The sequence below is a fragment of the Rhodobacter lacus genome (assembly GCF_042683065.1).
GTDB lineage: Bacteria > Pseudomonadota > Alphaproteobacteria > Rhodobacterales > Rhodobacteraceae > Rhodobacter > Rhodobacter lacus.
Map to the genome: position 1 here is coordinate 470,724 of NZ_JBHUIX010000005.1, position 22,319 is coordinate 493,042.

The window sequence follows — 22,319 nt, forward strand, 5'->3', positions numbered from 1 at the left end:
GAGGAAGCGATGAAAGACATGATCGAGGATCATCGGGTGACGGCGGAGCCGTGGTATCGCCCGGTCGCGGAGGAGGTGGCGCTGTTCGAGGCGGCCTATGCGGCGCGGATGCCGGTGATGCTCAAGGGGCCGACCGGCTGCGGCAAGACCCGCTTTGTCGAGCATATGGCCTGGCGATTGGGCAAGCCGCTCGTCACCGTTGCCTGCAACGAAGACATGACCGCCTCCGATCTCGTGGGCCGGTTCCTGCTCGATGCCAATGGCACGCGCTGGCAGGATGGACCGCTCGCCTTTGCCGCGCGGCATGGTGCGATCTGCTACCTCGATGAGATCGTCGAGGCGCGGCAGGACACGACCGTGGTGATCCACCCGCTCACCGATGGCCGCCGCGTGCTGCCGCTTGAAAAGAAAGGGGAATTGCTCAAGGCGCACCCCGATTTTCATCTCGTGATCAGCTACAACCCCGGCTACCAGTCGCTGATGAAAGACCTCAAGCAATCGACCAAGCAGCGCTTTGGCGCGCTCGATTTCTCCTGGCCCGCGGCAGAAATCGAAGTTGAGATCGTCGCCCATGAAGCCGGGGTCGAGACGGCAACCGCCGAGAAACTTGTGGCAATCGGCGCAAGGGCGCGCAATCTCAAGGGCCATGGGCTTGATGAGGGGGTCTCGACCCGCATGCTGGTGCATGCCGGGCAGTTGATCGCCCGCGGCGTTGCCCCCATCGCCGCCTGCACCATGGCAATCACCCGCCCGATCACCGACGATATGGATATGCGCGATGCTCTCGACGCGGCCGTTGCCACCTTCTTCTGATCTGCCCGGGCCCTCCTCCCCCGGGCTTGAGGGCCTTCCCGCCGAGCATGCAGGGCTTCCCTCTGCCCTGCCCGCCGAAGCGGTGAAGGCCCTCGCAGAAATGCTGCCGGAGGCGCGGCGCCGTCTCTCCCCGCGCGGGCTCGACACCTGGCTCAGAGGCATCTCGGCGCTGGCGCAGATGGGCCGCGGGCCGGGGCCGATCGTCGCCTATACCCGCGCTCTCGTGCCGGTTGCGCGCGATCTGGGCGAGGCGGTTCTGGCCGAGACCACCACCGCCTGCCTTGGCTTTGCCTCGCGCACCTCCGGCGCGGTGATCGCGCGCATCCTCGACACCGCCCCCCTCTCCGCGCGGCGGCTCGGCGATGCCGGGCTGTTCCGCGCTTACTTCCGCTTTCTCGAGCATCTGCTCGCCCGCGCCCCCCGCGCGATCCGCCCGATGCTCGATCATCTGGGCGAGATCTTCGACGTGCTCACGCTGGGCGGTCTGCGCCGCTGGGCCGACAGCGGGATCGAGGCGCACCGCACCGATCCCCCCGCGCTGGAGGCGTGGTTTGCGCTCACCTCCGAGGCGTCAAGAGCCGCGCTGCAATCGGAACGCAAAGGCACGCTTCTGGTCGATGTGCAGCGCCGCCTTGCCATGTATCTGCGCGCGCTCTGGGGGCGCGATTTCGTGCTCGTGCCCACGGCGGGCGATTTCGAGGCCCGCGCCGGGCTGCGCCCCTTTGCCGAGGGGCAGATGCTGCATTTGCCCGATGCACTCGACGATTGGCAGGGCGGGCTCGATCTTTACCGCGCGCAGGTGGCGCATCTGGCCGCGCATCTCGCAAGCCTCACCGCGCCAATTGCGACGGACGGGTGCTCTGCGCTCGATCTCGCCTGCATCGGGCTGATCGAGGATGCCCGCGCCGAGGCGCTGGCGATCCGGCGTTTTCCGAACCTGCGCGCGCTCTGGGCGCGGTTTCACGGCGCCACGGCAGAGGGGGTCGCGGGTGATTTCGACCGCATCGCGCGCGCCCTGCTGACGGGCAAGGCCGAGGATGCCCTCTCCGGCTGGGTGCTCGAGCGGTTCGCCGCGCTCGAGCTTGCGCCGCGCGGGGGCAGCCGCGACCTCGGCCTGGCACTTGCCAACCGGCTGCGCGGAAAGGCTTTTTCGGCGCATCGCGACCTGCCCTCCTGCCCCTATCGCTGTGATAACCGGCTTCTTTGGGCCTTCGAGGAGATCGACTGGGAGAGCCTCGGCCCCGCCCCCGCGCAAACGCGCCGTTTTGTCTCGGTGAGCGAGATGGTGAACGAGGTGGAGGTGGAAACCGCCGGCGCAGATGCGCAGGAGGTCTGGGTGCAATCGGCGGAATTCTTTGACGATGAGGGCACCAGTTTCAACGCACGCGAGGGCAAGCCCGCGCTGGCGCCGCCGGTGCTTTACGAGGAATTCGACCATCGGCTGCAGCGCCTGCGCCCGGCTTTTGCCACCCTGCGCGAGATCCGGCCCCGCCTTGGCGATCCGGCCGCGGCGGAGGCCATTCTGGAGCGGCACCGCCCCGTGACAGAGCGGTTGCGGCACCTGATGGAGGCGTTGCGCCCGCAGGGCACGCACCGCATCCGCAAGCTTGAAGACGGCGACGAGATCGACCTTGAGGCCGCAATCCGTGCGCTAAGCGACCTCCGCCAAGGCCGCGAGCCCGATCCGCGCGTGATGATGCGGGTGGTGCGCAAAAGCCGCGACACCGCCGTTTTGGTGTTGCTCGACCTTTCGGAATCCACCAACGACCCGGTGGCGGGCGGCGAGACGGTGCTTTCGCTCACGCAATCGGCCTGCCTGATCCTGGCCCAAGCCATTGACCGGGTGGGCGACCGGTTTGCGATCCACGGCTTTCAATCCGACGGGCGGGAGAATGTGTTTTACACGCGGCTGAAGGATTTCGACACGCCGTGGGGCGCGGGGCCGAAGGCGCGGATCATCGGGGCGGAGGGGCGGCTTTCCACCCGGATGGGCACGGCGCTCCGCCATGCCACGGCGGAGCTTGCCCGCCTCAAGGCCGCGCGCAAACTCCTTTTGGTGCTCACCGATGGCGCGCCGTCCGATGTCGACGTGCACGACCCGCATTACTTGCGGGCCGATGCCCGCGCCGCGGTGGAGGCGGCGCGGCGCGCAGGCGTCACCCCCTTCTGCCTCACGCTTGACCCCGGCGCCGATGCCTATGCGGGGCGGATCTTTGGCGCCGCGCAGGTGCAGGTGCTCGAAAAGGTCGAGCGCCTCCCCGAGCGGCTGCCGGGGCTCTATGCGGCGCTCACCCGCTAGCGCTTGCATTCCCGCAAGGACGGGTCTTTGATCCGCCCGGGCAGCCCCGAAGCGGCGCCCGGAAGCGAGGAAGACCATGCTCAAGAACATCGACCCGATCCTGACGGCGGATCTGCTCTACACCCTGCGCGCGATGGGCCACGGCGACGAGATCGTCATCGTCGACGCGAACTTTCCGGCCGAGAGCTGCGCACAGGAGCTGATCCGGCTCCCCGGCCTCACCGCCACGCGGGTGATGGATGCGATCCTCTCGGTGATGCCGCTCGATGACTTCGTGCCCGAAGCCGCCTTCCACATGGAAGTGGTGGGGGCGCCCGATGCCGAACAGCCGATTTTTGCGGATTTTCGCGAGATCCTTGCCAAGCACGAGGGGCCGGACGCAAAGCTGGGCCGCGTCGAGCGGTTCGATTTCTATGATCGCTCGAAAAAAGCCTTTGCCATCGTGGCGACGGGCGAGACCCGGCTTTACGGCTGCCTGATCCTGAAAAAGGGCGTGATCCGCCCCGCGGCCTGAGCCAAAAGACACCGCCCGCCTCGGAAGGGAGGCGGGCGGGCTGGCCCTGCACAGCTGGGGAGGAGAGGTCGCGGGCAGGCCCCTGTGTGCGGGAAGACCCCGCGCACGCTTTAGCGTTTCACGCGCTCAAGCACCTTGCGCACCGCGGCGCTGATGCCGGCAACCGAGAGCCCGAACTCCTCAAAGAGCCACTCCGTCGAGCCCGTCGGCACAAAGCCCGGAAAGCCGAGCCGTTCCACCGGCACCGGGCATTCACCGGAGGTGAGTTCGGCCACGGCCCCGCCGAGGCCCCCGCGCACCGAGGCTTCCTCGACCGTGACGATGGCGCCCGTTTCACGCGCCGCGGCCAATACCGCCTTCTCGTCGAGCGGGTTGATCGTGGCCATGTTGAGCACCCGCACCGAGAGCCCCTTGTCGGCAAGCGCATCGGCCGCTTCGGCCGCCAGATGCACCGTGGTGCCGCAGGCGATCACCGTCACATCGCTGCCCGAACGGACCAGCTCCGCCTTGCCGGCGGTAAAGGCCCGGCCCGGAATATCCAGATCCGGCACCGGCATACGCGAAAGCCGCAGATAGACCGGCCCCTGATGCGCTGCCGCCCATTTCACCGCTTCCGCGGTTTCCCAGGCATCGGCGGGCGCGATCACGGTGATATTCGTCAACGGCCGCAACCAGGCGAAATCCTCGATCGAATGGTGCGTCGCGCCCAGCTCGCCGTAAGCCACGCCCGAGCTTTGCCCCACCAGCTTCACGTTGAAATTGGCATAAGCGACATCGGCCTTCACCTGCTCAAGCGAGCGCCCGGTGAGAAAGCACGAGGCCGCCGACACGAAGGGAATCCGCCCGCCATTGGCAAGCCCCGCCCCGACGCCAACCATCAACTGCTCGGCAATGCCGACATTGATGAGCCGGTCGGGGAATTTCTTCTGGAAGCCGCCAAGCTTCGAAGAGCCGGTCGAGTCATTCACCACGGCAACGATGCGCTCATCTTCCGCGGCCAGAGCCTCGAGCGTTTCCACCCAGGCGTTGCGGCAGTCTTGCAGACCAACCTTGATCGGACCATCGTGAGCCATCACACCAACTCCTTCATCGCCTGGGCGAATTGCGCGTCATCGGGCACGGCATGGTGCCATTTCGCCTGGTTCTCCATGAAGGAGACGCCCTTGCCCTTCACGGTATTGGCGATCACGCACAGCGGCTTGCCGCGGCCCTTGGGGCTTTGCGAGAGCACGTCATAAAGCGCGCCCAGATCATGCCCGTCGACCACCGCGACCTCAAAGCCGAAGGCGCGGTATTTTTCGTCCATCGGGTCCATGCCCGTCGTCACATCGGTCGACTGGCCCTGTTGCAGCCGGTTGCGGTCGATGATCAGCGTCAGGTTTTCGAGCTTGCGGAAGCTCGCGGTCATCGCCGCTTCCCAGTTCGAGCCCTCCTGCTGCTCGCCGTCACCGGTGAGCACGAAGGTGCGATACTCCGCCCCGGTGAGCTGCCCGGCAATGGCGATGCCGGTCGCCACCGGGAAGCCGTGGCCAAGCGGGCCGGTGTTGGTTTCAACGCCGGGCACATAGTTGCGGTTCGGGTGACCGTTGAGCATCGCGCGCGGCTGCATATAGGTGGCAAGCCAGCTTTCGGGGAAGTAGCCCGCCGCGCAAAGCGCCGAATAAAGCGCCCCCGTGGCATGGCCTTTCGACATCACGAAACGGTCCCGGTCGGCCCAATCGGGGCGCTTGGCATCATAGCGCAGCACACCAAAGTAAAGCGTCGCCAGAATGTCGATGGCGGAGAAGTCGCCGCCCGGATGGCCGAGCTGCGCCTTGTGGACCATCGAAAACGCGGTGCGGCGCATCCAGAGCGCTTTCTCGCGAATGAGATCCACGGTTTCAGGTTTGGGTGTCATGGGGTCCTCGTCAGAAACGGTGCGGGGTGAGGAGCTGCGGCTCAGGCTCGGCCCCGTGGGTGTAGATCGGCCAGCCGAGGTAGCGCACCACGGCCTCGTTGAGCACATCGGCCACATGGCCGCGCACCATCGCAACATGATGCTCGAAACCGTTGTAGCTCACGAATTTCATCAGTTTGCGCAGCTCTGGCACTTCGCACACGGCGATGCCGCCATCCATGCCGAACGGGTCATCGGTAAAGGCGCCCTCGCCGAGGTAGCATTTGAGCGTGCCGTTCCGGTCATCCGACGAAAGCCGGAAATAGGTCATTGGCCCGGCTTTCACCTTGCCCTTGACCGCGCCAAAGCATTTTGCGCGCCCGATGGTTTCGCCCAGAACGTCAAGCTCGCCAATCTCGGGCGTGTCGCCGATAAAGCTCTTGGGATAGTTGCCGCAATGCGTGCAGACGCATTTGTTCGGCTCGTAGCCGTAGTTGTTGTTCCAGTCCAACAGCGCCGAGGGCTGGCCCGAGGCAAGCGCGAGCGCATACATCGAGACCGCACCGATCACATCGACCTCACAGGCCGAGGGCATCAGCTCCTCGCCCATCATCGACATCGTCACGCAGGTGGCGCAGCCGAAATTGTCTTGCAGCGAGCGCCAGCACTGAATGGCAGAGGCATCGCAGCCGTTCGCCTCGATCCAGCGGTTCACCGCGAGCGTCCATTTTGCCTGCTTGAGGATCTGGCCGGGCTGGATATGCGCCGAAATCTTGCCATAGGCTTTCAGCTTTTCCAGCTTCGTCGCCAGATCCGGGTCCGCATCGTCAATCGCACCCGCCGCCTGCAGCAGCTCGGAAAGGTCGGCGGTCACCACCGTCATCCCGCTCGCCTGCAGCAGTTTTTCAGAAAACCGCATGGTCTGGAACGGCGCGGTGCGCGCACCAATCGAGCCGATGCGGGCGTTTTTCAGCCCCCGCACCGTGCGGCAGACACGTGCGAACCGCTCCAGATCGGCGCCAAATTCTGCACCGCCTACATCACAGGTATGGGTCGTGGTTTCGGTGAAGGGCACGCCATATTGCCAGAAGTTGTTGGCCACCGAGAACTTGCCGCAAAAGGCATCGCGGCGCGAATGCACATCGACCTTGTCGATCTCGTCATTGCTCGCCTGCAACAGAATCGGCACGTTCAGCTTGGCGCGGTTCACAAGCTCTGCCACCGCGATCTCGTCGCCAAAGTTCGGCAGGCAGATCACCAGCCCGTCGATCTCGTCGCGATGCGCCTTGAAGTGGCGCGCGTAAAGCTCGGCATCCGGGATCGACTGCACCGCGCCATTGGCCGTGGCCTCGAAAGGCAGGATCACCGCCTTGACGCCGATTTTTTCCAGTTGCGCCAACACCTCGTCGCGCGCCGCCTTGCAGGGCGCGGGGCTGAAAAAGGCGCGGCTGCCGATGACCACGCCGAGGGTGACCGGACGGCGGATATTCTGGCTCATGTCTCTCCTCCTGGCCCGCGGGCCGACATTCGCTTATGGGGCCCGCAATCTTCGCGGGTATTTTCGATTACTTTCGACTTTTTCGTTTTACTACGAGTCGCCCTCTCGATGCAAGCAAAGCCCGCGTCACTTCGCCGGATTTGGGCGCGCCAGAATCGGCTGCAATTGCAGCATTTTCCGCTGCATCGCCGCGTCACCGCAAACATTCAGGGGATTGAACGCGCGCGACACAACCGGAAAACGAAAACAAACGCAGGCGAAACGAAATTACTTGACGACAAACGAGAGCAAGGCGCAGAGTCAGAGCCGGGGAGTCGCCCCCACGCCGGGGTGCGACGACAAGGAGGAACCCATGAACGTGAAAAGACGCCTTCTGGTGTCGGCTTTCGCCGTCGCCATGACCGGGATCATGCCGAGCTTCGCCGCCGCAGCCGACACGATCGCCATCATCACGCCGAGCCACGACAACCCCTTCTTCAAGGCGGAAGCCGATGGCGCCGCCGCGAAGGCGAAGGAACTCGGCTATGACACGATGGTGCTCGTGCATGACGACGACGCCAACAAGCAATCCGAACTCTTCGACAGCGCCATCGCCGCGGGCGTGAAAGCGATCGTGCTCGACAACGCGGGCGCCGATGCGACCGTTGCCGCCGTGCAAAAGGCCAAGGATGCGGGCATCCCCTCCTTCCTGATCGACCGCGAAATCACCGCCTCCGGGATCGCGGTCAGCCAGATCGTTTCGAACAACTATCAGGGCGCGCAGCTCGGTGGTGAGGAATTCGTCCGCCTGATGGGCGAAGAAGGCGCCTATGCCGAGCTTCTGGGCAAGGAATCCGACACCAATGCCGGTATCCGCTCGCAGGGCTATCACGACGTGATCGACCAATACCCGGATCTGAAACTGGTCGCGCAGCAAGCCGCGAACTGGTCGCAGACCGAGGGGTTCACGGTGATGGAATCGATGCTTCAGGCGCACCCGGAGATCAAGGGCGTGATCTCGGGTAACGACACGATGGCGATGGGCGCCTGGGCGGCGCTCGAAGCTGCGGGCCGCACCGATGTGATTGTCGTCGGCTTTGACGGCTCGAACGACGTGCGCGATTCGATCATCAAGGGCGGCATCAAGGCCACCGTGCTGCAACCGGCCTATGCGCAAGCGCAAATGGCGGTCGCGCAGGCCGATGCGTTCCTCAAAACCGGTGCGACCGGGGTCGATGAAAAGCAGCTCATGGACTGCGTGCTGATCAACGCCGACAACGCCAGCAAGCTCGAAACCTTCGCGATTTCCGAGTGATCGAGTAAAACGACCGGCGCGCCAGGGCCTCTGGCGCGCCGGAGTCTATCGGGACCAAGGCCATGAAATTCCTCACCGTGACGGCCCTTTGCCTGGCTTCGGCCATGGCACTTTCGGGTTGCAAGATCGTGCCGAACAAGGCCGCTGATGAAACCGGCCCCGCCGCCGATGCCAGTGGCGACGCGGCGCGCATCACCACTTTGCTGGCGGAAAGCTACACCCAGAAACTTGTGCCGCGGATCGCCGAGAAGGCGCAGACCGTGGCCGCGCTGCGCGCCGAGATCGACGCCGATTTCGCCGCGGCAAGCGCCGCGCATGGCGCCTCGGGCGCCGGGGCGGGGGCGCCGGTGAACTTTGCGCTGAAAGATCAGGGCAAGGTCGTTGCCGCCAAGCTCGACAGCCGCGCGCGCACACTCGACATTGACACCGATGCCGATGGCGCCGCCGATCTGGCGATCCAGCTTGGCCCGGTGGTGCGCGGCTCCGCGCTGCGCGATGTTGCCCCCGAAATCTATGATTTCACCGCGTTCCGCGACCAGATCGAATTCGCCAAGCTTGGCCGCGCGCTCAATGACCGCGCCACCGAGGGGCTGACGCTCCCCGAGGGCGATCCGGTGGGCAAGACCGTGGGGTTCACCGGCGTCGTGCCGCTGAAATCCGCCAAGGAAAAATGGCTCATCACCCCCGTTGCCATCGAGGTGCTGCCATGACCGAGGCGCACCCGATCGGGCTTTCGATCCGGGGTGGAGTGAAGGTCTACCCCGGCACCCGCGCGCTCAAGGGCGTGGATTTTGACGTGCGCATGGGCGCGGTGAACGTGCTGGTGGGCGAGAATGGCGCCGGCAAATCGACGCTGATGAAGCTCATCGCCGGCGTTGAAGACATGACCGAAGGCACCATCACCATGGATGGCCGCGAGGTGCGCTTTCGCACCAAGGCCGATGCCGTGGCGGCGGGCATCGGGATCGTGTTTCAGGAACTGAACCTGTTCCCCAACCTCTCGGTGGCGGAAAACATCTTCATCGGCCATGAGCCCACCCGCGGCGGCGTGGACATCGACACCGAAAAGCAGCGCGTGGAAACCCGCAAGCTGATGGAGCGGCTGGAACAGGACATCACCCCCGACACCCTGCTGGGCACCCTCCGGATCGGCCAGCAGCAGATCGTCGAGATCGCCAAGGCGCTTGCGCAGGATGCCCGAATCCTCATCCTCGACGAGCCGACCTCGGCGCTCTCGGCGGCCGAGGTGGAGGTGTTGTTCCGCGTCATCGACGAGTTGACGGCGCAGGGCGTGGGCATCGTCTATATCTCGCACCGGCTCGAAGAGTTGATCCGGGTCGGCGATTACATCACCGTCTTGCGCGATGGCACGATCACCGGCGCGCGCTCGATGGAAGGGGTGGACATCCCCTGGATCGTGCAGGCGATGATCGGCTCCAGCTCGAAGGAATATGGCCGCTCCGAAGTGGCCAATTTCGGCCCCGAAATCTTCCGCGCCGAAGAGATCACCCTGCCGCGCATGGGCGGGGGCTTCACCGTCGATCACGTCTCGCTCTCGATCCGCGCAGGCGAGATTGTGGGCCTTTACGGGCTGATGGGCGCGGGACGCTCCGAGTTCCTCGAATGCGTGATGGCGCAGCACCCGCATTCCAGCGGCAAGTTCTGGGTCGAGGGCAAACCTCTGACCGAGCGCGACGTGCCCGGCCGCATCGCCCGCGGCATTGCGCTGATCCCCGAAGACCGCAAGCGCGACGGGCTTATTCAGATCATGGCGATCCGGGAGAACCTGACACTCTCTTCGCTGCCCGCCTTCACCAAGCTTTTCCATCTCAACCTGAAGAAGGAGGCGCAGACCGCGCGCGACTTCATCAAGCGGCTCACGATCAAGGTGGCGAGCCCGGAAAACCCGGTGTCGTCGCTGTCGGGCGGCAACCAGCAAAAAGTGGTGATCGGCAAGGCGCTGATGACCGGGCCGAAGGTGCTGTTGATGGACGAGCCCTCGCGCGGCATCGACATCGGCGCCAAGGCCGAGGTGTTCCGCACCATGCGCCGCCTCGCCGCCGAGGGGTTGGGCATTCTCTTCGTCACCTCCGACCTCGACGAGGTGCTTGCCCTCTCCGACCGTATCATTGTCATGGCGCAGGGCCGCGTGACCGGTGAATTCCCCGCAGGCACCGATGCCGCGAAGGTGATCTCCGCCACCACCCCCAATGCGCAAGTTCCGAAGGAAGCCGCAGAATGACCGCCGTTCCCGCCCCCAAAGACGCACAAGGCTCGTCGATCCTGCTCACGATCTTGCAAGCCCGCACCTATCTCGCGCTGATCCTCGTGTTTGGCTATTTCGCACTGATGGCGCCCAACTTCATGACGCTCGCCAATACGGTGATCGTCGCCAAACACGCAGCGCTCACGGCCTTTCTGGCGATCGGCATGACCTTCGTCATCATCACCGGCGGGATCGACCTCTCGGTGGGCTCCACCGTCGGGCTCACCGCCATGGTCTCGGGCTGGCTGATCCTTTACGGCATTGACCCCGGCCTTGGCTGGTCGATCCAGTTCAACACCTTCGAAGTGGCGCTGATCGTGATGTGCGTGGGGATATTCGTCGGGTGGATCAACGGGATATTGATCACAAAGCTCAATGTGGCCCCGTTCATCGCCACGCTCGGCACGCTCTATATCGCCCGCGGCGCGGCGCTTCTGTCCTCGGGCGGGCGCACCTTCCCGAACCTTTCGGGCAACCCGGACTATGGCTCGCAAACCTTCCCGCTGATCGGTGCGGGCACCTTCCTCGGCCTGCCGTTCCTGATCTGGATGCTGATCGTGGTGGGGCTCGTGGCGGCCTATATCGCCAAGCGCACCCCGCTCGGGCGCCATATTTACGCGGTGGGCGGCAACGAACGCGGCGCGGCGCTCTCGGGCGTCAAGGTCGACCGGGTGAAGATCTTCGTTTACATGTTCTCGGGCTTTTGCGCCGCGCTGGTGGGGCTGATCATCGCCTCGCAACTGCAAGCCGCCCACCCCGCAACCGGCGAGACCTTCGAGCTTAACGCAATTGCCGCAGCCGTGCTTGGCGGCACCTCGCTCTCGGGCGGGCGCGGCAAGATCTCGGGCACGATCGTCGGCGCCTTCGTGATCTCGATCCTTGCCGATGGTCTGGTGATGATGGGCGTCTCGTCGTTCTGGCAGACCGTGATCAAAGGGCTCGTGATCGTTGCCGCAGTGGTCATTGATCAGGCACAAAGCCGCCTGCAAGCCCGTGTGGCGCTGCAACAAGAGGCGGCCGCGAGCCGGTAAGAGTGACGCGCGCATACGCCTCGTTGACCGATCGCGATGCGCGCGCTTAACCAGAGCAACTGCCCCGACCAGAGAGACCCGAACAGATAGGCGAAACCGTGCCCCCGAAACCCCTCCCGATGCGTGACGACGGCAAGACCGGCCTGCTTTCCGAACCGCGTCGGCGCCGGATCCTTGACTGGATCGAGGAGGAGGGCTCGGCGCGGGTGCGCGATCTGGCGGGCGCCTTTCAGGTCTCGGAGGCCACGATCCGGCAGGATCTGGAAAAGCTCGAGGCCGAGGGGTTCATCACCCGCGAACATGGCGGCGCGTTTCTCAACGCGCCGTCCTCCCGCGCCGAGGGGCTGGTGCTGCATCATCAAGACAACATGGACAAAAAACGCCGTATCGGCGCGCTGGCCGCAAGCCTTGTGGGCGACGGCGAGACGATCATCCTTGACGCCGGCACGACGACAACCGAGGTGGCCACCCGCCTTGCGGCGCGGCGCAATCTTACGGTGATCACCAATGCGCTCAACATCGCCATCATCCTCGGCTCGGTGCCGGGCACGGCGGTGCATATGCCGGGCGGCCAGTTCAAGGCGCCCACGCTTTCCCTCTCTGGCGACAAGTCGGTTGAATATTTCCGCAACATCTTTGCGGGCAAGCTCTTCCTCGCCACGGCGGGGGTAGCGCTTGATGCCGGGCTCACCTACCCGAGCTTTGCCGATCTGCAACTGAAAGAAGCGATGATCCGCGCCGCCTCGCGCGTTTACCTCGTGGCGGACAGCTCAAAGATCAACAAAAGCTCCTTCACCCGATTGGGCGCGCTTGAGGTGGTGCATGCCTTCATCACCGATGACGGCATTTCCGACAAGGATGCCAAAGCCTTCGAGGCGCGCGGGATAGAGCTTCTGATCGCCACCTGAGGCGCCGCCTCAGCTTAGGCGCCTCAGCGCAGCGCCGCCTCGATATTGCCGCCATCGACCGTCATCACATGGCCCGTGGTGCGCTCGGCCTTTGCCAGCATCACGAAGGCCTCGGCCACGTGGCGCGCCTCGACCTCGGCCTTGAGCAGGTTGCCCGCCATGTAGCTTCCCGCATCAAGCCCCCGTGCCGCCGAGCGCGCGGCGATCATCTCGGGGGTGAGCAGGCCCGAGCGGATGCGATCGGCATTGATGCCATTCACCCGGATCCCCTCCGCGCCGTGTTCGAGCGTGAGCTGGCGCAGCAGGAAGAAAAGCGTGGCCTTGGGCAGGCCGTAGGCGGCAAAGCCCTTGCCCGGGTTCACCGCCTGTTTCGAGACGTTGAACAGGATCTGCCCCGGCTCGGCCCCGCGCCCCCCCCGCGTGCCGGTTTGCGCGCGATAGGTGGCAATGGCCGCCTGCGCGAAAGCCAGATGCGAGAAGAAATTGAGCTCGAAACTCCCGCGCAGGACCGCATCGTCCAACGTGGCAATATCGCCGTTGATCGCCGCGCCCGCGTTGGAAACGAGAATGTCGAGCCCGCCAAAGCGCGCCACACAGGCCGCAACCGCTTGCGCGGGCGCGCCGGTCCGGGTGATGTCGCAGCCATACCCGCCATGATCGCGGCCAAGCTTCGCCACCGCCTGATCGAGCACCTCGCCGGGCCGGTCGACGAGGAAGATCGCGGCACCTTCGGCGGCAAAGGCCTCTGCCGTCGCCATGCCGATGGCGCCCGCGCCGCCCGTGACCAGCACCACCCGGCCCGCGAGCGGCTTGGGCTTGGCCGTGCCGAGTTTGGCAAGCTCAAGCGGCCAATATTCCATGTCGAAGAGATCGGCGGGGGAAATGGAGGCAAAGCCCCCCACCGCCACGCCATCCGCCTTCACGCGGGCCGATTGATCGCCGATGTCCGCCGCGATCCGCGCCGCTTTCGCATCGGTGCCCACGCCGACAGCACCGATGCCTTCGAGCCAGACCAGCCCCGGAAGCGGTGTGAGCATTTTGACCGGGCCGCCAAAGCGGGCCTTGTGCGCCTCGAAAGCGGCGGTATAGCGCGCGCCCCAATCGGCCACGGCCTGCCGCATCCGCTCGGGGGTTTGCGCCGCGCGGCGCAGCACCAGCACCTCGCCCTTGGTGCGGATCACATGGTCGGGCGTGGCCACGCCAAGCGTAGCAAGCCGCTCCAGATCGGGGCGTTCGCAGAAGGCGCGGGTATCGTCATCGGCGCGCAGATCCAGCACCGGCAGCGCAGCGCTTTCGGGCAAAGCGGTGGCGAGCGCACCGCGCAGGCTGGCGAGCACCGGCGCCACCTCGGCCACCGGCAGCGCGGCGGCGGGGATGAGCTTTGCCGGGCGGCGATCCTTGAGCCAAGCCGCGACGGTATTCGCGTGACCTATCACCCGGTCATAGCTCGTCTTCGCATCCGGCCCCCAGGTGAAATGGCCGTGGTTCTTGAGCAGGAGCCCCTCGCACGAGGGGTTCGCCTCAAACGCCGCGGCGGCGGCCTTGGCCAGCCCGAAGCCCGGTTTGACAAAAGGCACAAGCGCAATCTTGCCGCCAAAAAGCTCGCGCAGCACCGCCTCGACCTCGGGCAGGTTCGCCAGCACGAGAAAGGGCGTGGCATGGGTGTGATCAACAAAGGGATGCGGCATCCAGGCATGCAGCAGCATCTCGACCGAGGGGTTGGGCGCCCAGGGGTCCAGCAAGTTCAGCCGCTGCGCCTTCACCAGCGCGTCATCCTCCAGCGTCTCGAGCGCCTTCAGCCGCAGCATCGGCGCAAGCCGCACCGCGGGCATGCCTGCGGCGTCGATCGTGGCAAGGTCATGGCCCGAGCCCTTCACATGCAGCACCTCGACGGTCTCGCCAAAAATGTCCTGCGCTGTGGTCTTGAGCGAAGAGTTGCCCCCGCCATGGAGCACCAGTTCCGGGTCCGAGCCGATCAGCCTTGCGCTGTAGAGCCGCTCGGCCAAAAGCCCCTGCCCTGCGGCGGCCTTTGCATCGGCATCGTTCCAGAGGTTGCGGATCATGGTCTCCCTCCCGGCTCGGCATATCGGCTGGATTTCCTTACTTTTGTCACCTATCTTTGTCAAACGGCGAAAGCGGAGGGCGACGATGACGGCAGGCGCGAAACGACGCAGTCTCGGGCGCGGGCGGGGCGAGAATGCGGTGATCGAGGTGGCGTGGATGTATTACCACGATGGCCGCAACCAGCAGGAGATCGCCGAGGCGCTTGGCATCTCGCGCGCCACGGTGGTGAACTATCTGCAAGAGGCGCGGGAGACCGGGTTGATCCGCATCACCCTTGCCGCGCCGGCCTTCACCACGCATCGCCTCGCACTGGAATTGTGCGACCGGTTCGGGATCGCGGGCGCCTGGGTCGTGCCCGACGAGGGCTGCGATGCCGAGGGCACCTTCGCGCGCGTGGTGCGGGGCGCGGCGCAATGGTTGCCGGACCTCCTCGCGCCGGGCGACCGGCTCGGCGTCGCCTGGGGCCGCACCGTCTACGACCTTGCCGAACTGGTCGAGCCGCAGGTGATTGCCGATCTGAGCGTGCTGCAGCTCGTGGGCTCGATGGCAACGCCCTACGGCTTTACCGCCGAGGCCTGCTCGACCCGGCTTGCGCAACGGCTCGGGGCGCGCTGCCTCAACCTGCATGCGCCCGCGATCCTGAGCCGGGCCGAACTGGCCGCGGAGCTGCGCGAAGAGCCGATATTGAAGCGCCAGCTGGAGGCGCTTGGTCAGGTCAACAAGCTCCTCTTCTCCGCCGGCACGGTAACGGCAGAGAGCCATGTGGTCGAAAGCGGGCTCGCCTCGCGCGCGGATCTCGCGGCGCAAGTGGCGCAGGGCGCGGTTGGGGTGATCTGCGGGCGCTTTGTCGATGCCGAGGGGCGCGCGCTTCCCGGCCCGGCCGAGGCGCGGATGATCGGCATCGAACTGCCCCGGCTTGTCGGGCTCGAGATGGGGCTTTTGGTGGTGCCGGGGCGCGACAAGGTGGCGCCGAGCCTGGCCGCGATCCGCGGCGGCTATGTCACCCATCTCGCCACCTCGACACGCGTGGCGGAGGCACTGCTCGCGGCGGGGTAGCGCCGCAGAGCGCCCGGCCCGATCAGCCTCAGCCGAGCATCGCGGCTTTCAGATCGGCAAACATCGCGCCCATCGCGCCGGCCTCGGCGGGGCAAAGCCCGCGCTCGGTCAAAAGCCCGGTCACGAGCCCCGCGGGCGTCACGTCAAAGGCCGGATTGCGCGCGGGCGTGCCATCGGGCGAGATCTGAACCAGCGCGATCTTGCCATCGGCACCGCGCCCCTGCACGAGGGTCACCTCGTCGGAGGGGCGCTCCTCGATCGGGATCTCTTTCACCCCGTCCACCACGCGCCAGTCGATCGTTGGCGAGGGCAGCGCCACATAAAAGGGCACGCCATTGGCACGCGCCGCGAGCGCCTTCAGATAGGTGCCGATCTTGTTGCACACATCGCCCTGCGCGGTGGTGCGGTCGGTGCCGACGATCACCATGTCAACCTCGCCATGCTGCATCAGATGCCCGCCCGCGTTATCGACCACCAGCGCATGCGAGATGCCGTGGTGATTGAGCTCCCACGCGGTGAGCTGGGCGCCCTGATTGCGCGGGCGGGTTTCATCCACAAACACATGGACCGGAATCCCCGCCTCATGGGCGTGATAAATGGGCGAGGTGGCGGTGCCCCAATCCACCGTGGCCAGCCAGCCCGCATTGCAATGGGTGAGAATGTTCACCGTCTGGCCCGGTTTTTTCGCGGCAATCGCCTTGATGATTTCAAGCCCGTGAAGCCCGATGTTGCGGTTGATCTCCACGTCTTCGTCGCAGATCCCGGCGGCGCGCCTGGCCGCGGCCTCGGCGCGCGCGGCGGGCGGCAGGGGGCGCAGCACCCGCACCATTTCATCAAGCGCCCAGCGCAGGTTGATGGCCGTGGGCCGGGTCTCGTGCAGCACTTCCCAGGTCTCGGTGAGCCCGGCATCAGAGGGGTCTTCGCGCATCGCCACCGCCACACCCCAAGCCGCCGCCGCGCCAATGAGCGGCGCGCCGCGCACCCACATGTCGCGGATCGCCACGGCGAAATCGGCACGGCTTTCAAGCGGAACGATGCGCAACTCATGCGGCAGCCAGCGCTGGTCGATCACCTGCACCACGCCGGAAGCATCTTGCCAGATCGTGCGATAATGGGTTCCGTCGATCTTCATGTCATCCTCCTGCGCGGGTTCGCGCCGAAGATTTCCGCTGAGCCGCCAGATGTCAAACCGAAATGACATTTGACGCCCCGCACATGGGGGACTGCGACGATGGGTCCGGGTGCATCCCTGCCATGCACCCCTTTGCAATTGCATTCCCCGCCCCGGTGGTATCTGTTCTGCGCAACGAGCAAGACCGGAGGACCTCCATGCCCCTGACCCGTCGCGCGGCCCTGATGGGCGCCGCTGCCCTCGCCCTTGGCACCTCTGCCCTGCCAGTTCTGGCGGAGGGCTGGCCCGATCAGCCGCTGCATGTTTTTGTGGGCTTTCCCGCCGGCTCCTCGCCCGATCTGCTGGCGCGCATCATCACCGAGCCGCTCGCCGCCAAGCTTGGCCAGCCGATCGTGATCGAGAACAAACCCGGCGCCGGCGGGGTGATCGGCGTGCAGCAGATGCTGCATGCGAAAACGGCGGGCGTCGCTTTTGGCACCACGATCAACGGGCCGTTGACCACTGCGCCGCGGCTCACCCCCGATCTGGGCTATGACGTGGCCAAGGACATTGCACCGGTGGCGCTGATCGCCACCTCGCCGCTTGTTCTTGCCGTGGCGGCCGACAGCCCCGCCGCGGATCTGGCGGGCTTCATCGCGCGCGCCAAGGCGGAACCGGAGGCGGTGGCCTATGGCTCCGTTGGCAAGGGCTCGGGCGCGCATCTGACGGCGGAGCTGTTCGCCGACCGCGCGGGCGTGGAGATGCTGCATGTGCCCTATACCTCCTACTCCGAGGTGACGACGGCGATCATCGGCCATGAGATCGACGCGGGCTTCATGGCGCCCTCGGCGGCGCTGCAATATGTGGCGGCGGGCAAGATGCGCATCCTTGGGGTGACCTCGGCAAAACCCTTCCCGCAAACGCCCGAGGTGCCGGTGATGGCCGGGCATGCGGGGCTGCCCGCAGACTTCCGCGCCGAACTCTGGAATGCGTTCATCGCACCCGCAGGCACGCCCCCCGAGGTGGTGCGCGCACTCAATGCCGAGATCAACGTGATCCTTGCCGATCCGGCGGTGCAGCAAAAGCTGATCGACATGGGCTGGCAGGCGGCGGGCGGCACGCCCGAGACGCTCGCCACCCGGATCGCCGAGGATACCGCCATCTGGGGCGCCGTGCTCGACCGGATCGACGCGAAGCCCTGAGCCATGCGCCACGACCTGCACGACCTCGCCGGCGGGGTGATCCTGACGCTGATTGGCCTCGCCGTGGCGGGTTATGCCGTTGCAACCTATGACCTTGGCGCGCTGCGCCGGATGGGGCCGGGGTTCTTTCCCACGGTGCTGGGAGTGGGGCTTGCGGGGCTGGGCGCGGTGATCGCGCTCTCGGCCTGGGGCCGGGGCGCGCGCGCACTCACCCTCGCGTGGAAAGAAGCGCTCGCCGTGCTCACCTCGATTGCGGTTTTTGCCGCGGGGCTTGAGCGCGCGGGCCTTGTGGCCGTGACCTTTGCCGCGGTGCTCATCGCCACGCTCGCCGCGCCGGACCGGCGCATTGCCTGGCGGCTGGCTCTGGCGCTTGTGATCACGGCGCTTTCCGTCCTTGTGTTCCATTTCGGGCTGAAGATGACCGCGCCGCTCTGGCCCGTGGGCTTCGGGACGGGCGCGCAATGACCGGCTGGGAGGGGTTTCTGCACGGGCTCGCCACGGTCACGCAACCGGGTGTGCTGGTCTATTGCGTCTTCGGCGTGGTGCTTGGCACCTTCGTGGGCGTGCTGCCCGGCATCGGCGCAATGGCGACGATCTCGCTTCTGCTGCCGATCACCTATTACCTCAGCCCCGAGGCGGCGCTGATCATGCTCGCGGGCGTCTATTACGGCTCGCAATATGGCGGCGCGGTGGCCTCGATCCTGTTGCGCCTGCCCGGCACGCCGCAATCGGCGGTGACCACGTTTGACGGCTACCCGCTTGCCCGCCAGGGCCGCGCGGGCGTGGCGCTCTTCACCTCGATGAGCGCGAGCTTTTTGGGCTCGATGTTCGGCATCGGCGTGCTGGTCGCGCTTTCGGGGGTGCTGAGCCATGCCGCAACGGCTTTTGGCGCGGCGGATTACGCCGCGATGATGATCCTCGGCCTTGTCGCCGCCTCCACCATCGGCGCCGAGGCCCCGGCCAAAGGGCTCGCGATGGTGATGCTCGGGCTGATCCTTGGCTGCATCGGCACCGATGTGAACTCCGGCACACAGCGTTTCACCTTCGGGCAGACCGAGCTTTCCGACGGCATCAACCTTGTCGCGCTCGCCATGGGGCTCTTTGGCGTTTCCGAAGTGATCGGCAATATCCGCACGGCAGAGCGCACCGGCGTGCCGCCCAAAGTGCATCTGCGCGAGCTTTTGCCGCGGCGCGAAGATCTGGCCCGCCTGCCCTTCCCCGCACTCCGCGGCGCCACGATGGGCAGCTTTTTTGGTGCGCTGCCGGGCACCGGCTCGACGATTTCCTCCTTCCTCTCCTATGCTTTCGAGCGCCGCGTGAGCCGCAGCCCCGAGCGTTTTGGCACTGGCGCCATCGAAGGCATCGCCGCCCCCGAGGCCGCCAACAACGCCGCCGCGATCACCGCCTTCGTGCCCACCCTCACGCTCGGCATTCCGGGCGACCCGATCATGGCGCTGATGCTGGGCGCGCTCGTCATTCACGGGGTGCAACCGGGGCCGATGATGCTTGAGGCGCGCCCGGAGATGTTCTGGGGGCTCGTGGCGAGCTTCGGCATCGGCAACCTGCTCTTGCTCATTCTCAATCTGCCGCTGATCGGGATCTGGGTCTCGATGCTCAGAATTCCGTTCCGCTGGCTTTACCCCGCGATCCTGATCTTTGTCTGCCTCGGGGTCTATTCGGTGCGCGCCTCGGTGTTTGACATCTTCGCCGTCGCCGGGATCGGGCTTGCGGGCTATGCGCTCTCGCTGGCGCGCTTCAACCCGGGCCTCTTGCTTCTCGGCTTCGTGCTCGGGCCGCTGATCGAGACCAACCTGCGCCGCGCGCTCCTTGTGTCGCGCGGCGATCCGATGGTGTTTCTGGAGCGGCCGATCTCGGCGGTCTTCGTGCTGGCAACCGCCGGGCTGATCGCGCTTTCGCTCGCCGGGGTGCTGCGCCGGGCGCGGCAAAAGACGTAACCGCGCCACAGCCCCGCCCGAAGAACGGCCATGCCGGATTAGTGTCTGGCAGATCGATGCGCTTCGTCTATGCTGCGCGGCAGCTAGGACGCGCCAGCCAGATGGAGAGCCAGATGACGCAGCGGATTGTTGTTCTCGGGGGTGGTTTCGGCGGCATGTATGCGGCCCGCGCACTCAAGCGCACGCTCGGCCGCAAGGCCGAGATCGAGGTGATCAACGCCGAGAACTACTTCGTGTTCCAGCCGCTTTTGCCAGAGGTCGGCGCGGGCTCCATCACGCCCGCCCATGCGGTCACGCCCTTGCGCTTCATCCTCAAGGGGATCTCGGTGCGCAAGGCGGTGGTCGACAGCGTCGATTTTGACCGCAAGGTGGTGATTGTCTTTCAGGGCATCCAGCGCCGCCCGACCGAGGTGCCCTATGATCACCTTGTGATCGCGCTGGGCCAGGGCACCGATTTCTCGCGCATGCCGGGGCTTGAGGAACATGCGCTGAAAATGAAGACGCTCGAAGATGCGCGGCGGCTGCGCGCCCATGTGATCGAGCAGCTCGAACATGCGCAGGTGACGGCGCTGCCCGACACCAAGCGCGGGGCGTTGACCTTCACCGTTGTGGGGGGCGGCTTCTCCGGCGTCGAGACCGTGGGCGAGATGAAGGAGATGATCGACCGCTCGCTGCCCTTCTACCCGAAGATCAAACCTTCCGAAGTGCGGGTGCTTTTGATCGAATTCGCGCCGCGGATTCTGGGCGAGATGCCCGATGAGCTGGCCGATTACGCCAGCGAGCATCTGCAGAAACACGATATCGAGCTGATGCTGAAAACCGGGGTGAAAAGCTGCACCCATCGTCAGCTTGTCACCACCGATGGCGAGGTGATCAACACCCGCACCGTGGTGGCCACGATCGGCAATGCGCCGCTGCCCGTTGTCACCCGGATGGGGCTGCCGATGGACAAGGGGCGGATCGTTGTCGAGCGCTCGCTGCAGGTGCAGGGGCGCCCCGATGTCTGGGCGCTGGGGGATTGCGCGCTCATTCCGCTGAAAGATGGCGCCAGCGCGCGGGGTGACTTTGCCCCCCCCACCGCGCAATTTGCCGTGCGCGAGGCGAAGCGGTTGGCGAAAAATGTCGCCGCCGCGATCAAGGGCAAGCCGACCCAACCCTTTGCCTATGAATCGCGCGGCGCGCTGGCCTCGCTTGGTGCCAAGCGGGGCGTCGCCGATGTGATGGGGCGCCATTTCACCGGCTTCCCGGCGTGGTTCATCTGGCGCTCCTATTATCTCGCGCTCTTGCCCGGCTGGGGCACGCGGATCAACGTGATGGTGAACTGGACGCTCGATCTTTTGGGCGCGCGCAGCCTCGTGCAGCTCCGCTCGCACCCAAAACCGCCGATGCGCTACATCTATTACCGCGCGGGCGACCGGATCTATGAGGCGGGAGACCGGTCAGACGGGTTCTACACCGTGATCTCGGGCGCGGTGGAGATGGAGCGGACCGACCCGGAAACCGGCGCCAAGACCACCCGCACCATCGGCCCGGGCGGGCATTTTGGCGAGCGGATGATCTTGGGCGCCACGCGCCGCCACACCACCGTGCGCGCCGCCGAAGACACCAAGGTGCTGGTGATGAACCGCGAGGAATTCCTGATGCTGTTCGAAGGGCTCGACCCGTTCCGCGACTACTTCCGCCCCTACATGGAAAAGCACGGGGTGAAGCTTCCGGGCGGCTCGGACAAGACCGAAGGCTGAGGGCACCGCAACCGCCGCCGATGGTCTAGGTCATCGGCGCGCCAGATCGTTAAAGGGCGCCTCACCACCGGCGCAGGAGAAGGGCATGGCCGACCGGCTGGAACTGTTGCAGGCGCGTCTGGCCGAGCTTGAGGCGCAAGTCGAAGAGGCGTGGGAGCAAAGCCGGGCGCAATGGCGCTACCGCTTCACGCAAGGGCGGATCGAGTTCGATCAGGGCGTGCGCGATGCGCACCGGCTCGCCCGTGTGCGGCTGTGGCAATTTCTGCGCCGCACCCGGCCAATGGTCGTGCTGACCGCCCCCTTCATCTATGCCGTCTTCATCCCCTTCGTGCTGCTTGATCTGTTCGTGAGCCTTTATCAGGCGATCTGCTTTCCGGTTTACGGCATCCCGAAGGTGAAGCGGCGCGAGCATGTGGTGATTGACCGGCAGATGCTCGCCTATCTGAACCTCGTGCAGAAGATCAACTGCGTCTACTGCGGCTATGGCAACGGGGTGATTTCCTACGTCCGCGAGGTGGCGGCGCGCACCGAGCAATATTGGTGCCCGATCAAACATGCGCGCCGGGTGAAGGGCGTGCACCCTTACTACGGCAATTTTTGCGATTTCGGCGATGCCGAGGGGTTCCGCGAGCAAACGCCAAAGCTGCGCCGGGCGCTGCGCGAGCTTGATCGGGATGAATGAAAAGGGCG

Annotated in this window: 19 protein-coding genes; 14 read left to right on the forward strand and 5 right to left on the reverse strand. The window is 65.8% G+C overall.

All coding sequences use genetic code 11. From position 1 onward, the window contains the following. Positions 1-9 precede the first annotated feature (9 nt). The 3 genes from ACFSM0_RS07335 (at position 10) to ACFSM0_RS07345 (ending at position 3,626) form a co-directional block, all read left to right on the forward strand. Positions 10-813, forward strand: a complete 804-nt coding sequence (locus ACFSM0_RS07335) for a CbbQ/NirQ/NorQ/GpvN family protein (protein ID WP_377388784.1) — start codon at positions 10-12, stop codon at positions 811-813. Beyond that, a complete protein-coding gene (locus ACFSM0_RS07340) occupies positions 779-3,112 on the forward strand; it encodes a nitric oxide reductase activation protein NorD (RefSeq protein WP_377388786.1) in 2,334 nt (777 codons plus the stop codon). Before ACFSM0_RS07335 ends, ACFSM0_RS07340 begins: the two co-directional genes overlap by 35 nt. Positions 3,113-3,188: 76 nt before the next feature. After that, positions 3,189-3,626 carry an RbsD/FucU family protein gene (locus ACFSM0_RS07345; RefSeq protein WP_377388788.1) on the forward strand — a complete coding sequence of 146 codons (438 nt, stop codon included), beginning with the start codon at positions 3,189-3,191 and terminating at the stop codon, positions 3,624-3,626. Positions 3,627-3,736: 110 nt separating this feature from the next. Here ACFSM0_RS07345 and ACFSM0_RS07350 read toward each other — a convergent pair whose 3' ends face one another. The 3 genes from ACFSM0_RS07350 to ACFSM0_RS07360 are packed head-to-tail and all read right to left on the reverse strand — an operon-like array spanning position 3,737 to position 7,000. Continuing rightward, a complete protein-coding gene (locus tag ACFSM0_RS07350) occupies positions 3,737-4,699 on the reverse strand; it encodes a transketolase family protein (protein ID WP_377388790.1) in 963 nt (320 codons plus the stop codon). Continuing rightward, the gene (locus ACFSM0_RS07355; RefSeq protein WP_377388792.1) at positions 4,699-5,523 is read right to left on the reverse strand and encodes a transketolase; all 825 of its coding nucleotides are present in this window, start codon (positions 5,521-5,523) and stop codon (positions 4,699-4,701) included. The genes ACFSM0_RS07350 and ACFSM0_RS07355 overlap by 1 nt, the downstream gene beginning before the upstream one ends. A gap of 10 nt (positions 5,524-5,533) precedes the next feature. Continuing rightward, on the reverse strand, positions 5,534-7,000 hold the full coding sequence (locus ACFSM0_RS07360) for an L-fucose/L-arabinose isomerase family protein (RefSeq protein ID WP_377388793.1): 1,467 nt from the start codon (positions 6,998-7,000) through the stop codon (positions 5,534-5,536). 352 nt (positions 7,001-7,352) lie between these two features. Between ACFSM0_RS07360 and ACFSM0_RS07365 the strand changes: the two genes are divergently transcribed. The 5 genes from ACFSM0_RS07365 (at position 7,353) to ACFSM0_RS07385 (ending at position 12,499) form a co-directional block, all read left to right on the forward strand. Beyond that, positions 7,353-8,294: a D-ribose ABC transporter substrate-binding protein gene (locus ACFSM0_RS07365; protein WP_377388795.1), complete on the forward strand. Its 942-nt coding sequence runs from the start codon at positions 7,353-7,355 to the stop codon at positions 8,292-8,294. A gap of 62 nt (positions 8,295-8,356) precedes the next feature. Beyond that, positions 8,357-9,004, forward strand: a complete 648-nt coding sequence (locus ACFSM0_RS07370; protein WP_377388797.1) for a DUF2291 family protein — start codon at positions 8,357-8,359, stop codon at positions 9,002-9,004. Beyond that, a complete protein-coding gene (locus ACFSM0_RS07375; RefSeq protein ID WP_377388799.1) occupies positions 9,001-10,536 on the forward strand; it encodes a sugar ABC transporter ATP-binding protein in 1,536 nt (511 codons plus the stop codon). Before ACFSM0_RS07370 ends, ACFSM0_RS07375 begins: the two co-directional genes overlap by 4 nt. Further along, complete coding sequence (locus ACFSM0_RS07380) at positions 10,533-11,591, forward strand: ABC transporter permease (protein WP_377388801.1); 1,059 nt, start codon at positions 10,533-10,535, stop codon at positions 11,589-11,591. The genes ACFSM0_RS07375 and ACFSM0_RS07380 overlap by 4 nt, the downstream gene beginning before the upstream one ends. Positions 11,592-11,689: 98 nt before the next feature. Continuing rightward, entirely contained in the window at positions 11,690-12,499 is an 810-nt protein-coding gene (locus ACFSM0_RS07385) for a DeoR/GlpR family DNA-binding transcription regulator (protein WP_377388803.1), read from the forward strand. Between the two features lie 23 nt (positions 12,500-12,522). Here ACFSM0_RS07385 and ACFSM0_RS07390 read toward each other — a convergent pair whose 3' ends face one another. After that, positions 12,523-14,562, reverse strand: coding sequence for a bifunctional aldolase/short-chain dehydrogenase (locus ACFSM0_RS07390; RefSeq protein WP_377388805.1), 2,040 nt, complete (start codon positions 14,560-14,562; stop codon positions 12,523-12,525). Between the two features lie 85 nt (positions 14,563-14,647). Here ACFSM0_RS07390 and ACFSM0_RS07395 point away from each other — a divergent pair, with 85 nt between their 5' ends. Further along, positions 14,648-15,619 carry a sugar-binding transcriptional regulator gene (locus ACFSM0_RS07395; protein ID WP_377388807.1) on the forward strand — a complete coding sequence of 324 codons (972 nt, stop codon included), beginning with the start codon at positions 14,648-14,650 and terminating at the stop codon, positions 15,617-15,619. Positions 15,620-15,647: 28 nt separating this feature from the next. Here ACFSM0_RS07395 and mtnA read toward each other — a convergent pair whose 3' ends face one another. Beyond that, positions 15,648-16,751, reverse strand: a complete 1,104-nt coding sequence (gene mtnA / locus ACFSM0_RS07400) for an S-methyl-5-thioribose-1-phosphate isomerase (protein WP_377388808.1) — start codon at positions 16,749-16,751, stop codon at positions 15,648-15,650. Between the two features lie 197 nt (positions 16,752-16,948). Here mtnA and ACFSM0_RS07405 point away from each other — a divergent pair, with 197 nt between their 5' ends. The 5 genes from ACFSM0_RS07405 (at position 16,949) to ACFSM0_RS07425 (ending at position 22,311) form a co-directional block, all read left to right on the forward strand. Continuing rightward, on the forward strand, positions 16,949-17,932 hold the full coding sequence (locus ACFSM0_RS07405) for a Bug family tripartite tricarboxylate transporter substrate binding protein (protein ID WP_377388809.1): 984 nt from the start codon (positions 16,949-16,951) through the stop codon (positions 17,930-17,932). Positions 17,933-17,935: 3 nt separating this feature from the next. Further along, positions 17,936-18,397, forward strand: a complete 462-nt coding sequence (locus ACFSM0_RS07410) for a tripartite tricarboxylate transporter TctB family protein (RefSeq protein ID WP_377388811.1) — start codon at positions 17,936-17,938, stop codon at positions 18,395-18,397. Continuing rightward, complete coding sequence (locus ACFSM0_RS07415; protein ID WP_377388813.1) at positions 18,394-19,887, forward strand: tripartite tricarboxylate transporter permease; 1,494 nt, start codon at positions 18,394-18,396, stop codon at positions 19,885-19,887. The genes ACFSM0_RS07410 and ACFSM0_RS07415 overlap by 4 nt, the downstream gene beginning before the upstream one ends. Before the next feature lie 113 nt (positions 19,888-20,000). Next, positions 20,001-21,629, forward strand: coding sequence for an FAD-dependent oxidoreductase (locus tag ACFSM0_RS07420; protein WP_377388815.1), 1,629 nt, complete (start codon positions 20,001-20,003; stop codon positions 21,627-21,629). A gap of 85 nt (positions 21,630-21,714) precedes the next feature. After that, on the forward strand, positions 21,715-22,311 hold the full coding sequence (locus ACFSM0_RS07425; protein ID WP_377388817.1) for a hypothetical protein: 597 nt from the start codon (positions 21,715-21,717) through the stop codon (positions 22,309-22,311). Positions 22,312-22,319 lie beyond the last annotated feature (8 nt).